This window comes from Anaerolineales bacterium, from assembly GCA_019637805.1.
Lineage (GTDB): Bacteria > Chloroflexota > Anaerolineae > Anaerolineales > UBA11579 > JAMCZK01.
Map to the genome: position 1 here is coordinate 735,761 of JAHBVB010000001.1, position 13,197 is coordinate 748,957.

Here is a 13,197-nt window from a genome sequence, read left to right on the forward strand (position 1 = left end):
TGGGCCGGCCTCACAATAGTCGCCGGAATCGGGCAGATCAACCCAATGGGACGAAGCGCGTATCCCCATCCAGGTCATAGGCCTCTCGATAGGCCTGGCGCCGCTGGATGTATTGGCGGGGCGTCAACCCGGCAAAGCGCTGGAATTCTCGATTGAAATGCGCCTGGTCATGGTATCCCGCCATCTGCGCCAAGGCGGCCCAGTCGGGTGTGCCCTGCATGCCTAAGCTGGGCAGCAATGCGGCAAAACGCAGCACACGGGCGAACTGCTTGGGCCGCAGGCCGACCAAGACAGTGAACTGCTGGATAAGGTGTTTGTGACTGACGTTCAAATCGGCGCTGAGCGCGGCCAGGTTAATGTTGCCGCCGGCCGCCTGCATGCGGGCGACTGCGGCCAAGACCAGAGCCAGGCCGCGGCGCCGCGGGTCGAGTTGGGCACGCAGGAAGTCTTCCAGAAGGGTAAAGCGCAGCGGGCCGGCAGCTGACAAGCTGGCGTGCAGTTGGGAGGTTTTCTGGACGCCGATGATCTCGGCCAGGGGCACGACGCGGTCGGCGAAGCTGCTTACCGCCTGCGGGAAGAGGGCCGCCGCGCCGCCCGGCTTCAGCCGCGCCCCGACCATGTGGCTGGTTTGCGATTCAATCGTGATGTAGCGGCTCTGCGGTCCGGCCAGCCAAGCGACGGAATGCTCTTCATGGGCCTGCAGGTCCGCTCCTTCATACACTCGGTGAGGCCGGCCAAAGTTGAAGATTAGTTCGATATAGGGGCTGGGCAGAATGATCTCGCGCGCCTGGTAGATGGGGATATTTTGATACCACAGCGTCTCGACATAGGCGTCCAGCGGCGGGCCAGGAGCTTTTGCGCCACCCAGGTGAGCGATGGTCATGGCGTTTGGGTTGGGCGACCCAGCCAATTGCGCAGTGGTGGATACAGCAGGGCAAACAACAAGGCGAGGATTGACAGGCCGCAGACGCTCAGGGCCCACACGCCGAAGACGGCCAAACCACCAACGCCCAGTTCCACCAGGTCGGCAGCCAAGGCAAACGGCCGGTGGCCTTCAGTCAGTGGGTCCAGCCCTGCGGTGGGTATGGCCGCGGCCTGGGCTGGGTTGATGAAGCTGCCCAGCAACACCTGGCCCAGCATAAGGCTGCTGACCAACCCCGCGCCAGCCAGAGGCTGCAGCAAGGCCCCCAACGCCATCTCACGGCCCAACTGGCCGCGCCCCAAGGATTGGATGCGGCGTTGCACCCAGTAAAAGAAGGCCGTCAGGCCAAGGCCGGCGGCAAGGGCCAGCAACCAGCCAGCCGCGTCGTGGGGAGCAAAGCCAAGCAGGGTGGGCGGTACCACCAGTACCGTTGCCACAATGAAGGCCCGGTCAAATTGCATGCCCAAAATTATAGGCTGGTTTGCCTCAAGGCGCCCAGCCCATCACCTGCAGGCTTGGCAGCGGCAGCGTGTAGGCCTTGCAGTCATTTACATTCAGTAGCAGAGGCGGCTGCCAGGTGGAGAGGTTTGCGTCCAGCACGTTGATCAGCAGCCAGTCAGCATCCATCCAAGCCCCGGCAGAGAATTGAACCTCCGCGTCGGATTCGGCCAGCACGCGTGGGGCTCCCTTGGGCAGCTCGACCAGATGCAGGCTGTAATTGAAGCCGCCGAAGAGCTGTTCGCCATAAGTAGCATAGCGCCCATCTGAGGACAGGGCAGGAAACCCGCCCTTCACATTATTGAAGACGTGCAAGCTCTGCGCAGCGCCGCTGGTCAATTCCAGCGACTGCAATTCTGTGCCATTGGCGGTCAGGCGGCTGACCACGATCTGCTGGCCCTCAGGCCAGCCAGCCACCGCCACAACATATTGCGTATCGCCGGGCACAGTCCGCAAGTCGCTGCCATCCGCGTTAAGCACAGCCAAACCATCGCCGCCCAGCAGCAGTTGCGCTCCATCCGGCGACCAGGCCAGCGGGCGATAGGTTTGGCCGGCCGGCAACAGGCGGTCCTGCCCGCTGGCGATATCAAACAGGCGCAGGCCGTCGCGGGCATAAGCCACCTGGCTGCCATCCGGAGAGAGGAAGGCCGAGCTGCCCGTGGCGATGGTTCGGCGTTGACCATCCGGCAGCGAAATCAGGACCAACTGGGGCAGGGGGCCGCCGGCCGAGAAATCCTGGACCAGCACCGTACCGGTCAGCCACTCAGCCGGAACTTGCTGGGCGCGTTGCTGGTAGCTCAAGCGGCTAAAACAAGCGCCAGAGGTTTCGGGCTGGCTCGTTGTGGTTTGTGGCGCCGCATGGGGCAGATCCACCTGGGTCTCCCAGGGGCCTTCAACCACCACTTCCATATGAGACAGCTCAATCCGGCGCAGGCCGCGCGGCACATAGTCATAGCCAATCATCTGGGTCATGGACCCATCCGCTCCACCGCCACCCCCGCCAAACAACATCTGACTCTGGTTGTCTGGGTCGATAAAGCTGACGGAGGCCAGCTGTTCATCAAGTTGTATCGTCAGCTGCAGTCCAAAGTTGCCATCCGCGGCGGCCACAAAGCGCACTGTCAACACCTCAACCCGGTAGCCGTCGACGGTAAGGGTCTGGTTGAGCGGCCAGACCTGCTGATCTTGAGGGTTCTCCCCCAGGTCAATCTCCACCACCGGCCTCTGCTCTGTGCTGAGCTGGCGCGGGGTGGTTACCGCTTGCAGGCGAAACGTCAGCGGTGAAGCGATCTGCGTCGTCTGGGTGCGAATGCTCCAGGTTTCTGATTTATTCTCCCAGTCACTGGAATTGTTGGGATAGTCCACTTCGAAGAGCACGCGACTGCCTTTGGCATCCAGCAGTTCAAGCTCAGAAATTGATACGAACTCATACGGCGTGTCTGCCCAGGAAAAGGACACGGGGAACAGGTAGCCGCCTTCGACCTCCACCAATTGATTGACGGAAAGACGGATTCCGTCCGCGGGCGGAGGCGTCTCTTGCGGATTGTGCGGCAAATGCACAATCGGGAGCACCTCAAAGCCTTCCGGGGCCGGGATGAAGTTCAGGGAGGCCTGCCAGTCCTGAGGGGTATTGTCCTCCCGGGTGCCGGGCAGACAAGGGGCCACCAATGTGACCGGCCCCACGCCTGCCGGCAGGCTGGCTGCTTCCAGGCTGATCTCTCGCCAATTGAGCCCGCCGCCCCCACTGGCATGGTGGCTATCAAACCGCTCGCCCTCGGGCGTAAGCAGATACGGGTTCAGCAGGCAGCCCGTATCGGCTTCGTCGTTAGGCCACTGATCGGGGCGGATGCCTTCGAAAAAGATCGTCAGCCGGGTGCGCTCGTCATCAATCACACCCTGCTCCACGTGCAGGGTGATGCCGTCGCGCTCAACCGTCACGGGACTCTCCAAGACGCGCAGGCCGCCTTCAGTCTGCACGAAACCAATACCGGGGATATATCCGCCCAACCAGTCCAGCACCTGCTGGGCCAGCACACGCCCCGGGCCGAGGGCCAGGACCACTGCCAGCAAGAGCGCCGCGGCGCCCAGTGCCAGCCCGCGCCGCGCAGCATGGCGGCGCGGCGCGTGGGCCGCCTGGTCCAGCAACTGCTGGCGCAGGCGGTGCACAAAGGCGGCCTCCGCCCCCGGTGCTGCCAGGGCGGCGCGCACTTGCTCTTCAAAATAGGCAGCAGGCTGGTCACTCATTGGGGGACTCCATTTCAGCTTGTAAACGCGCCAGCAAGCGATAGACGCTCTTCTTGACTGTGTCCGGCTTGCGCTCCAGCAGCGCGCCGATCTCAACGAAGCTCAAGTCGGCCACGTAGCGCAACTGCAGCAATTCGCGTTCAGCCGCGGGCAACCCGGCGATCAGGGCGGCGAGTTCAAGCTGTCCTTGAGCGGAAACCGCCGCCAGTTGCTCGACCTCGTCCGGCGAAGCGGGGTGGCCGGCGCGGCTTTGGCGGCGGAAGTGATCGGCGGCTTTGCGCCGGGCAATCGAGAACAACCAGGCGCTGAAGGCGCCGCTGTGTCGATAACCCGGCAAACTCTCCAGCGCCGCCAGAAAGGTCTGGGCGGTGAGCTCTTCGGCATCTTGGCGGTTGCTCACCCGGCTGAACAGGTAGCGGAACACGGGCTGGACGTAATACTCATAGATCGCCGCGAACTGGGCGCGGTCGCGTTGAGCGCTGCGGATCATGGCGGGGTCTGGTGGCGGCATGGGTGGGTTGGCCTCTATCTATTAAATCGTCAAACAGGCTACAAAAGGGACAACCAATGCTTGACAAAATCCCCCGGCGTATATACAATAATACAAATATACAATGATACAAACATGAAGATACACGTTGATCTGACCACCCACCATCCCGTCTACCTGCAGATCGTAGAGCAGGTGCGCGCCGCTTTGGACGCCGGCCAGCTGCAGGCTGGGGACAAACTGCCAACAGTACGCCAGTTGGCCAACGAACTGGAGGTCAACTTCAACACCGTGGCGCGAGCCTACCGCCTGCTGGACAAAAAGGGCATCATCTCCACCCAACGCGGACGCGGCACCTTCATCTCCGGCCAGGCCAAGCGCGACCCAGAAAGCCTGCGCCGCCAGCAACTGAGCGTGCTGGCCGAGCATTTTCTGCACGAAGCCGAACGCCTGGGGTTTGCTCCCACCCAGGCCCAGGCCATCTTCAACAAACAGTTTGAAGGTTGGAAGCGCGACCTGCGCCGCTTCAACCGCAAGGAAGCGCCATGAGCTCTGCAGCTGTTGCCGCCGCGGCGGCCCAAGCCGCCCGCATCCGCCAACAAGAGGAGGAAGATATGACCCGCTACGACCCACAAGACTTGAGCCAATGGGAGTTCAAGATCCTGCGTTCGCACATCAACCAGTTCCGCAATCCCCAGGCCCTGCAGCGCGCCATCGCCGAAGAGCGCCAGGGAGACTGGGAACTGCTCGAGAAGTTCGACGAGTCGCGCGTGCGTTTCCGCCGCCCAGTAGGCGCCCGCCGGCAGGATGCCAGTCGCCCGCAGGGGTACGACCCTTACCGCACCACCTACGGCATATCCGAAGCCGGGATCGCCCTGTGGGTGGTCGGCGCCATCCTGGCCTTCTTCATCCTGTTCTTCGTCGTGCTCAACCTGCTGAGGCTGGTCTGACACCGGCGTATCGAAACACACTCCCGGGTGTAGACTGGGAGTATGTTTCACGTGAAACCTTAGGAGTCGCATGAAATCCACACTAGACACCCGCCGCATCACCCTGTTTTTATTTATTGCCTTCGGCTTGGCCTGGCTGACCGCCCTGGCCGTCCACCTGACCGGCGGCATCGTCAACAGCCCGGAACTGATCCCCAACACGGGCATCAGCCTGGCGCTGGTGCTGATCGCCACCCTGTACATGTGGTCGCCCGCCATCGCCCATATCCTGACTCGGGTGATCACCAAAGAAGGCTGGAAGAACAGCGGTCTCAACCTCAACCTGGGCGAGGGCCGCTGGAAGGCCCCGGCACTGGCTTGGCTGCTGCCGACCATCCTGACCCTGCTGGGCGCCGTGGCCTACTTCTTGGTCTTCCCACATCACTACGATCCCGAACTGGGAATGCTCTCCGAGCTGCTCAACAACGCGGTCCAGGTCACCGGCCAAGCCATTCCGTTTGATGTCTGGACCATTATGCTGATCCAGTTGGGGCAGGCGGTGGTGTTGGCCCCGTTGATCAACAGCCTGTTCACTTTTGGTGAGGAGTTTGGCTGGCGCGCCTACCTGCAAGACAAGCTGATGCCGCTGGGTTTCCGTAAAGCTATGCTGCTGCTGGGCGTCATCTGGGGGGTCTGGCACGCCCCGGTGATCGCCATGGGGCACAACTACGGCTTCGGCTATTTCGGCGCCCCCTGGACTGGCATCCTGATGATGACTTGGTTCTGCATCACAGTCGGCGTCGTGTTTGGCTGGCTGACCCTGCGCGGGCGCAGTGTGTGGCCGGCGGTCATCGCCCATGCCGGGCTCAACGGCATCGCCAGCATCAACGCACTTTTTCTTGGCGTGGATGCACAGCCCAACCCGCTGATTGGCCCGCTGCCTGTGGGCTTGATCGGCGGCCTGCCCTGGGTGCTGCTGGCCGCTTATCTGCTGTGGCGCGGCGACGACACCGCCGTTGTTTCACGTGAAACCAACCCGCCGCCCACGCGCACGCCCAAACGCGGCACGATGATCGCCACGGAAAACCTGGGCAAGCAGTTCAGCACAGTCACGGCAGTGGACGAGCTCAACGTGGAGATCCCCGCCGGTCAGGTGTTTGGCTTGTTGGGTCCCAACGGCGCCGGCAAAACCACCACCATCCGCATGCTCAGCGCGCTGATCGCTCCGACCCGCGGCCACGCCTGGGTGGCCGGCCACCGCATCGGCGAGGAAGACAACCTGATCCGCAAAGAAGTCGGCATTCTGACCGAGACGCCGGGCATGTACGAGCAGCTCAGCGCCCAGCGCAACCTGAGCTTCTTCGCCCAACTCTACGAGGTGCCCAAGGTAGACAAGCAGGTAGAGCGCTACCTGCGCATGCTGGGCTTGTGGGGGCGGCGCAATGACCCGGTAGGCACCTTCTCCAAGGGCATGCGCCAAAAGCTGGCCATTGCCCGGGCGCTGCTGCACGAGCCCAAGGTGCTTTTTCTGGACGAGCCTACCAGCGGGCTGGACCCCGAGGCCTCCCGCCTGGTGCGCGAATTCATCTCGGAGCTCAAGGCAGAAGGCCGCACCATCATCCTCAGCACGCACAACCTGGACGAAGCCGACCGCCTGTGCGACCGGATCGGCGTGCTGCGCGGCCGCTTGCTGGCCCTGGACACGCCTACCAACCTGCGCCGCCAGCTGTTCGGGCGCTCGGTGGTCTTTCACCTGGGCAAGGCCAAGGCGGTCTTCGCCAAAGCGCTGGCGGCCCTGCCTTTTGTGCAGAGCGTGGAAACCCTGGAGAACAAGCTGGTGGTGAAACTGGATGACCCAGAGAAGCGCAACCCTCAATTGGTGGCTGAACTGGTCAATTTAGGCGCCCAAGTGCAGTTCGTGGGCGAAATGCGCCAAAGTTTGGAAGATGTCTATCTGCAGCTCATGGAAAATGGAAGCGCAGCATGAAAAAGATCTGGATCATTATTCGCAAGGAATGGGACGAAGTTTTTCGCAACCGTATTGTGCTGTACACCACCATCGGCGTGCCGCTGCTCTTTAGCGCCATTCCCATCGGCATCCTCAGCGGTCTGCAAGGGGCCACGGACATGAGCAGCCTGGAAAGCGAGCTGGGTATGGGCATGGGCGCTGAGATGATGGCCCAGCTGTGCGGTACGCTGCAGGGCGTGGATTGCGGGCAGTATTTGCTGCTGCAGCAGTTCATGATCCTGTTTTTGATGATGCCGGCCATTATCCCGGTGACCATCGCCGCCTACAGCATCGTAGGCGAGAAGAATACGCGCACTCTGGAACCGCTGCTGGCCACACCGATCAGCACAGAAGAATTGCTGGCCGGCAAGGCCTTGGCGGCGGTCATCCCGGCCGTGGTGGGCTCATTTTCCAGCTTTTTCATCTTCGTCGCCGGCGCAAACTTCCTGGCCAGCCCAGCAGTGGCTGCCCAACTGTTCAGCCCGCTGTGGTTGCTGGGCATCTTTACCGTCGGCCCGCTGCTCTCTCTGGCCGGGGTCAGCCTGGCAGTGATGATCTCCTCGCGGGTCAGTGAGCCGCGCGCCGCCGAACAGCTCACCGCTCTGCTGGTCTTGCCGATCACGGCGCTGTTCATGGGCCAACTGTTCGGTCTGTTGGTGGTCGACCAGACCTTTATGCTGTGGGTGGCCGCCGGCCTGGTGCTGGTGGATGCGGCCTTGCTCTTCTTTGCGGTGCAGTTGTTTCAGCGTGAAAACATCCTGACGCGTTGGAAGTGAAGATGAAAATTCGATCGATAATCTTTTGGGCGGCCCTGGCCCTGGCGTTGTGGCTGCCCAGCCCGGCCGCGGCCCAGGCACAAAGCGAGGCGCTGACACTGCGTATGAGCCGCGATTTTGGCTATGGCGGTTTCGACAATCAAATCGAGGGTTTGTTCAGCCTGCGCGCCGAAGGGCCGCAGACGCTGACCCGGGTGGAGTTCTACATCGACAACCAGTTAATGGCGACGGTGAACGAGCCGCCTTTCCGCTACCAGTTCAACACCAATCAATACCCGGCGGGTGAGCATGTCTTCTCAGCGCGTGGCTTCACCACCTCTGGCGAGCAATTGCAGTCCAACCAGCTAAAGCGTGTATTGCTGAGCGCAGAAGAATCGCGCCAGATGCTGGTGCGCACCGTTGGGCCTATCCTGGGCGTTACTCTGCTGATCAGTTTGCTAATAGGTGCCTTGAGCCTGCGGGTCAGCAGCAAGCCCTTTGACGGCAGCTACGGCCTGTTGGGCGGGGCGGTTTGCCCGCAATGCCAGCTGCCGTATGCGCTGCACTGGCTGGCGCCGCGGCTGATCACCCGCCGGTTGCAGCGCTGCCCGCACTGCGGCAAATGGGCCTGGGTGGGGCGCGCCAAGCCGGCAGACCTGGCCACCGCCGAGGCGCGCTGGCGCGGTCAGGACCAGCAAGCCGCCCGTGGCGATGAGGCCGCTGAGCGCAGCCGCCGCCAAATAGACGACAGCCGTTTCGACACATAAACAAAAAGCGCCGCTGATACCAGCGGCGCTTTTTGTTTACGTGAGCGGCAGCTCGGTCTGGCGAGGCGCCTCAGCCAACCATTGCTGGATCAGGCCGATGACCCTTTCCAAATCCTCGCGCTGGCTGATGATGTTGAGCTCATTGGTATCCACGCGCAGCACGGGCACGCCCTGGAAATAGTTGTCGAAGAAGTCTTCGTAGGCGTCATTGAGTGTGGCGATGTAGGCTTCTTCCATGTTGCGCTCGTAGGGCCGGTCACGCAGGGTGATGCGCTGCATCAGCACCGGCGTGCGCGCGCTGAGGTAGACCACCAAGTCGGGGCGCGGGATCTTCTCCGCCAGGGCATCGTGCACCTTGTAATACATATCCAGCTCGTTGCCCTGCAGGTTGATGCGCGCGAAGAGGGCATCTTTGGCGAAGGTATAGTCGGCGATCAGGTTCTTGCCGCGCTTGAGCGCGTCGGGCACGGCGCGGTTTTGCTGCTGGTAGCGGCTGAGCAAAAAGAAGATCTGGGTCTGGAAGGCGTAGCGCGCCCGGTCCGAATAAAACTGGCTGAGGAAAGGATTTTCTTCAAAGACTTCCAACTGCAGTTCCGCCTGAAATTCATCCTGCAGCAGCCGCGCCAGAGTGGTCTTGCCCACTCCGATAACACCTTCTATGGCAATATACATGGTGATTTTTAGCATACCACGATGACCCTCTCACAGTCGGGTTTAAGGCCGCTTTGGCCTGCAGGAAAGCCGCCAAAATGCTATAGTGTGCTCAACGAGGACCAATGAAACGACTGATCCCCTTTGTACTCATCCTGAGCCTGGCCCAGGCCGCCTGCTCCATGCCGCTGCCCTTCTTCGTGGAGCCGACCGCCACTGCCACTGAGATCGTGCTGCCCAGCAGCACGCCCACTCTGGCCGCCAGCCCCACCGATACGCCGACCGCGCCGCCCAGCGAGACCCCAACCGAAACGCCGCCGCCCAGCGAAACCCCAGAGCCGAGCGAGACCCCCACGATCACGCCGACGGCCACACCGCTGCCCTTTGACCCCTCCGCCAGCTACGGCACGCCCAGCCTGCGAGACAACATGGACGACAACCGCAACTGGGCCAGCGGCAGCGGGCTGCCAGACGACCAGTACCTGCGCCTGGCCCTGGGCAATGGCCGCTTGAACGTGACCGGCAAGCAAGTGGGTTGGGACACCTGGTGGTTCACTGCCACCGCGCCTAGCGACTTCTTCATCGAGATGCATGTCAACAGCGGCAACTGCAGCGGCCAGCAGGCCTATGGCTTGATCCTGCGCGGCCCGCAGAGCGCCGGCGACTCGGGCCGCGGCTACATCTACAGCTTCGCCTGCGACGGCAGCTACCGCCTAGACCGCCTGGACAGCACCGCCCCCTACACCAAGGTGGAACTGATCCCCTGGACGCAGACCGACTACATCAACGACGGCGCCAACCAGGACAACGTGCTGGGTGTGGAGATGGTGGGGAGTGAGATCGTGCTGTATGCCAACGGCTTCGAGCTCGACTCGATCGAGGACAGTCGCTACAGCGCCGGCCGCTTTGGCCTGTTCGTCAATGCCGGCGCGGCTGGCAACTACACCTATAGCATTGACCAGCTGTCATATTGGAACTTACGCTAATACTCTAGCGATAGAATATAAACGGGAACAAAAAGAGCGCACCGACTGGTGCGCTCTTTTATTGCCTTGAGCTTTTACTTGGCGGTCAACTTCTCCAGCTCGTCCACCATGCCGTTGACCACATCAAAACCGCCCTGCCAGAAGGCTGCATCGCGGATGTTGATGCCGGCGCCGGTCAGGATGTCCTCCGGCGAGCGCGAGCCGCCGGCCGAGAGCAGTTCCAGGTAACGCGGCACGAAGGCTTTGCCTTCGGCCTTGTACTGCTGGTATAAGGCGAAGACCAACAGCTGGCCGAAGGCGTAGGCATACACATAGAACGGATAGTAGAAGATGTGCGGAATGGAGACCCATTCCCACTTGAATTCCTCGCCCACGTCCATCGAGTCGCCGAACTGTTCTTTCAGGCTCTCCATATAGCCGCCGGACAGATCGTCCACCGAAGCGCCGCCCTTGACCAGGTCGTGCGCCTTGCGCTCGAAGAGCGCGAAGTACACCTGGCGCATGATGGTGGCGTAAGAGTCGTCCACTTTGGCGAAGAGGATATCGCGACGCACGGCCTCATCCGTCTCCTGCTCCAGCAGCTTGTCCACCAGCAGCATCTCACCGAAAGTGGAGGCCGTCTCGGCCAATGGCAGCGAGGAGTGGAAGTTGAAGACGTTGTGGTGTGAGGCCAGCATGGCGTGCACCGCATGGCCGAACTCATGCGCCAGGGTCGAGACATCGCGGGCGCTGCCGTTGTAGCTCATCAGCACCCAGGGCGAGAGCGCCGGGTCGCCGGAGGAGCAGAAGGCCCCGCCGCGCTTGCCCTTGCGCGTCTCGCTGTCCACGTGCTTCTCATCGAAGACCCGCTTGGACAGTTCAGCCAACTTAGGATCGAATTCGCCAAAGGAATCCAAGGTCAGGCGCACGGCCTGGTCGTAGCTGTATTTCTTGTCCGAGCTGGCCACGGGGGCATAAATATCGTAGCGGCGCAGCTTGTCCATGCCCAGCAGCTTGGCCTTGAGCTTGAAGAAGCGCTGGAAGATGCGCGTATTCTCTTCCGAGACGCCCAGCAGCGTGTCGACCACTTCGTCGGGCACATCATTGCTCAAGTTGCGCACGGCGATCGGGCTGCTGAACTTGCGCATCTCAATGTTCTCGTTGTGCCAATCGCGGCTCAGGGTCTGGTAGATCTGGCCGAGGATCGGGCCGTCATGGCCGTATACCCGGTACATCTCCTGGTAGGCCTTGGCGCGGTGTTCTGCGTTGGGGGAGTAGACCAGCTGCATCAACTCAGAGCGGTTGAACTCCTTGGTTTCGCCGTCCACATCCACTTTGAAGGTGTAGCGGTCGGTGATCGAGCTGTACAGGGTCTGCAGCGCCTTGGCCCCGGTGACGTCTTTGATATTGACGATCTTTTCTTCGGCTTCCTTCAGCGTATAGGGCTTGAAATTGCGGATCTGGCGCAGCCAGTACTCAAAATCCGGCCCGCTGGCCTTGAGCAGGCGATCAGCATTGGCATCATCCAGGGCTTTCCACCACAGGCTGAAGAACAGCGTGCGGTTCTGCAGTTCCGCCATGCGCTGTTCCACCTGAGACTGGAAGGTCTGGGCGTCCTGGTTCTGAGTGTCTTCAGAGAACCACAGGCCGGCGAACTGGTCGATGCGCACCGCCAGGCGGGTGTTCTTCTCCATGGCTTGCACCAATTTGAGGAAGTCCGCTTCGCTGATATTCTCATTGAGCTTGTCGCGCCATTTTTCGAATTCGGCCACATGGCTTTCCAGCTCCTTGATGGTCGCTTTCATTTCCTTGCTGTCGTGGCCGGGGAACAGGTCCGCCAGGCTCCAGCGTTGCGGGGTGTATTCCGAAGTTGTCATCGTTCTCGTATTCCTTCACGCAAAATTTGCCGCAGGGTATCGATGGAGCGGCGCTGGCCGCTCTCGGCGTCCACATAATACCAGTGCTGCCAGCCATTGGCCGGGGCGTCCAGCAGCTGTTTGGCCAGCTGGTGGATGGAGCCGCGCTCCGCACCGGCTTTCAATGAGCCGTCCGCCAGGATGCGGGCGCTGATGCGGCTGCGCTCGCCCAGATACAGGCGCTGGCCGGCTTCAAGCAGGCCCGCCTCCAATAGATTGCCGAAGGGGATGCGCGGCTCGCGGCGCGGTTCAGCCGGCTCGAAGAGCTCGGCTTCATAGGCGACCGGCTCGATCTGGGCAATGCGCTTGAAAGCTACCTGGGCGTAGCTCTCCTCGCGTTCGATCCCGATCCAGTGGCGGTGCATGCGCTTGGCTACCGCTCCGGTGGTGCCGGAACCGAAGAACGGGTCCAGCACCACGTCGCCCGGGCGGCTGCTGGAGAGCAGCACCCGGTACAGCAGCGCTTCCGGCTTCTGCGTGGGGTGGGCCGCTTGGCCGTCTGGCAGGCGGATGCGCTCACCGCCGGAGCTGACCGGCAGCCACCAGTCGCTGCGCATCTGCAAGCCTTCGTTGAGGGCTTTCATGGCATGGTGGTTGAAGGTGTAAGGCGCGCCCTTCTCCTTCTGCGCCCACAGCAGCGTCTCGTGGGCGTTGGTGAAACGCACACCGCGGAAATTGGGCGTGGGGTTGGCTTTGACCCAGACCACCGAGTTGAGCAGCCAATAACCCAGGTCTTGCAGAGCGTTGCCCACGCGGTGGATGTTGTGATAGCTGCCGATCACCCACAGCGTGCCGCTGGGCTTCAGCACCCGGCGGCAGGCCGCCAGCCAAGCGCGGGTGAACTCATCGTAGGCGGCGAAGTCGGCGAACTGGTCCCAGCTCTCGCGCACGCCGCGCACTGTGCTGTCGTTGGGGCGGCGCAGCTCGTTTTGCAGCTGCAGGTTGTAGGGCGGGTCGGCGAAGACCAGATCCACCGACTCGGCAGGCAGGCGCGCCAGTTCTTGCAGGCAGTCGCCCACCAGGATTTGGTTGAGGGGCAATGTAAGCATCGG

At 62.0% G+C, this 13,197-nt stretch carries 13 protein-coding genes; 6 read left to right on the forward strand and 7 right to left on the reverse strand.

What is annotated here, in order from left to right:
* Positions 1 to 37: 37 nt before the first annotated feature.
* From KF885_03600 to KF885_03615, 4 genes are read right to left on the reverse strand one after another with little or no spacing between them, the layout of a single operon-like run.
* Positions 38 to 883: an AraC family transcriptional regulator gene (locus KF885_03600; GenBank protein MBX3048236.1), complete on the reverse strand. Its 846-nt coding sequence runs from the start codon at positions 881 to 883 to the stop codon at positions 38 to 40.
* The gene (locus tag KF885_03605) at positions 880 to 1,383 is read right to left on the reverse strand and encodes a hypothetical protein (GenBank protein MBX3048237.1); all 504 of its coding nucleotides are present in this window, start codon (positions 1,381 to 1,383) and stop codon (positions 880 to 882) included. The genes KF885_03600 and KF885_03605 overlap by 4 nt, the downstream gene beginning before the upstream one ends.
* Before the next feature lie 25 nt (positions 1,384 to 1,408).
* Positions 1,409 to 3,664 carry a hypothetical protein gene (locus KF885_03610; GenBank protein MBX3048238.1) on the reverse strand — a complete coding sequence of 752 codons (2,256 nt, stop codon included), beginning with the start codon at positions 3,662 to 3,664 and terminating at the stop codon, positions 1,409 to 1,411.
* Positions 3,657 to 4,175 (reverse strand): RNA polymerase sigma factor, encoded by a 519-nt coding sequence (locus KF885_03615; protein MBX3048239.1) that lies wholly within the window; start codon positions 4,173 to 4,175, stop codon positions 3,657 to 3,659. Before KF885_03615 ends, KF885_03610 begins: the two co-directional genes overlap by 8 nt.
* A 114-nt stretch (positions 4,176 to 4,289) precedes the next feature.
* Between KF885_03615 and KF885_03620 the strand changes: the two genes are divergently transcribed.
* The 5 genes from KF885_03620 to KF885_03640 all read left to right on the forward strand — a co-directional run bounded on the left by KF885_03620 (position 4,290) and on the right by KF885_03640 (position 8,613).
* Entirely contained in the window at positions 4,290 to 4,703 is a 414-nt protein-coding gene (locus tag KF885_03620; protein ID MBX3048240.1) for a GntR family transcriptional regulator, read from the forward strand.
* Positions 4,700 to 5,104, forward strand: coding sequence for a hypothetical protein (locus KF885_03625; protein MBX3048241.1), 405 nt, complete (start codon positions 4,700 to 4,702; stop codon positions 5,102 to 5,104). Before KF885_03620 ends, KF885_03625 begins: the two co-directional genes overlap by 4 nt.
* 70 nt (positions 5,105 to 5,174) lie before the next feature.
* Positions 5,175 to 7,070 (forward strand): ATP-binding cassette domain-containing protein, encoded by a 1,896-nt coding sequence (locus KF885_03630; GenBank protein ID MBX3048242.1) that lies wholly within the window; start codon positions 5,175 to 5,177, stop codon positions 7,068 to 7,070.
* The gene (locus KF885_03635) at positions 7,067 to 7,867 is read left to right on the forward strand and encodes an ABC transporter permease subunit (GenBank protein ID MBX3048243.1); all 801 of its coding nucleotides are present in this window, start codon (positions 7,067 to 7,069) and stop codon (positions 7,865 to 7,867) included. The genes KF885_03630 and KF885_03635 overlap by 4 nt, the downstream gene beginning before the upstream one ends.
* Before the next feature lie 2 nt (positions 7,868 to 7,869).
* A complete protein-coding gene (locus KF885_03640; GenBank protein MBX3048244.1) occupies positions 7,870 to 8,613 on the forward strand; it encodes a hypothetical protein in 744 nt (247 codons plus the stop codon).
* A gap of 36 nt (positions 8,614 to 8,649) precedes the next feature.
* Here the strand turns inward: KF885_03640 and KF885_03645 are convergent, their stop codons facing one another.
* On the reverse strand, positions 8,650 to 9,255 hold the full coding sequence (locus tag KF885_03645) for a deoxynucleoside kinase (protein ID MBX3048245.1): 606 nt from the start codon (positions 9,253 to 9,255) through the stop codon (positions 8,650 to 8,652).
* 134 nt (positions 9,256 to 9,389) lie between these two features.
* Here KF885_03645 and KF885_03650 point away from each other — a divergent pair, with 134 nt between their 5' ends.
* Positions 9,390 to 10,250 carry a hypothetical protein gene (locus KF885_03650; protein MBX3048246.1) on the forward strand — a complete coding sequence of 287 codons (861 nt, stop codon included), beginning with the start codon at positions 9,390 to 9,392 and terminating at the stop codon, positions 10,248 to 10,250.
* A gap of 74 nt (positions 10,251 to 10,324) precedes the next feature.
* Here the strand turns inward: KF885_03650 and KF885_03655 are convergent, their stop codons facing one another.
* On the reverse strand, positions 10,325 to 12,106 hold the full coding sequence (locus KF885_03655) for a M3 family oligoendopeptidase (GenBank protein MBX3048247.1): 1,782 nt from the start codon (positions 12,104 to 12,106) through the stop codon (positions 10,325 to 10,327).
* Entirely contained in the window at positions 12,103 to 13,194 is a 1,092-nt protein-coding gene (locus KF885_03660; protein MBX3048248.1) for a site-specific DNA-methyltransferase, read from the reverse strand. Before KF885_03660 ends, KF885_03655 begins: the two co-directional genes overlap by 4 nt.
* Positions 13,195 to 13,197: the final 3 nt, after the last annotated feature.

Excerpts from the sequence above, each read along its gene's own strand:
- KF885_03635 (MBX3048243.1), top strand. The coding sequence starts at position 7,067 with ATGAAAAAGATCTGGATCATTATTCGCAAGGAATGGGACGAAGTTTTT.
- KF885_03600 (MBX3048236.1), bottom strand. The coding sequence starts at position 883 with ATGACCATCGCTCACCTGGGTGGCGCAAAAGCTCCTGGCCCGCCGCTG.
- KF885_03640 (MBX3048244.1), top strand. The coding sequence starts at position 7,870 with ATGAAAATTCGATCGATAATCTTTTGGGCGGCCCTGGCCCTGGCGTTG.
- KF885_03630 (MBX3048242.1), top strand. The coding sequence starts at position 5,175 with ATGAAATCCACACTAGACACCCGCCGCATCACCCTGTTTTTATTTATT.
- KF885_03605 (MBX3048237.1), bottom strand. The coding sequence starts at position 1,383 with ATGCAATTTGACCGGGCCTTCATTGTGGCAACGGTACTGGTGGTACCG.
- KF885_03625 (MBX3048241.1), top strand. The coding sequence starts at position 4,700 with ATGAGCTCTGCAGCTGTTGCCGCCGCGGCGGCCCAAGCCGCCCGCATC.
- KF885_03660 (MBX3048248.1), bottom strand. The coding sequence starts at position 13,194 with ATGCTTACATTGCCCCTCAACCAAATCCTGGTGGGCGACTGCCTGCAA.
- KF885_03610 (MBX3048238.1), bottom strand. The coding sequence starts at position 3,664 with ATGAGTGACCAGCCTGCTGCCTATTTTGAAGAGCAAGTGCGCGCCGCC.
- KF885_03615 (MBX3048239.1), bottom strand. The coding sequence starts at position 4,175 with ATGCCGCCACCAGACCCCGCCATGATCCGCAGCGCTCAACGCGACCGC.
- KF885_03620 (MBX3048240.1), top strand. The coding sequence starts at position 4,290 with ATGAAGATACACGTTGATCTGACCACCCACCATCCCGTCTACCTGCAG.
- KF885_03650 (MBX3048246.1), top strand. The coding sequence starts at position 9,390 with ATGAAACGACTGATCCCCTTTGTACTCATCCTGAGCCTGGCCCAGGCC.
- KF885_03655 (MBX3048247.1), bottom strand. The coding sequence starts at position 12,106 with ATGACAACTTCGGAATACACCCCGCAACGCTGGAGCCTGGCGGACCTG.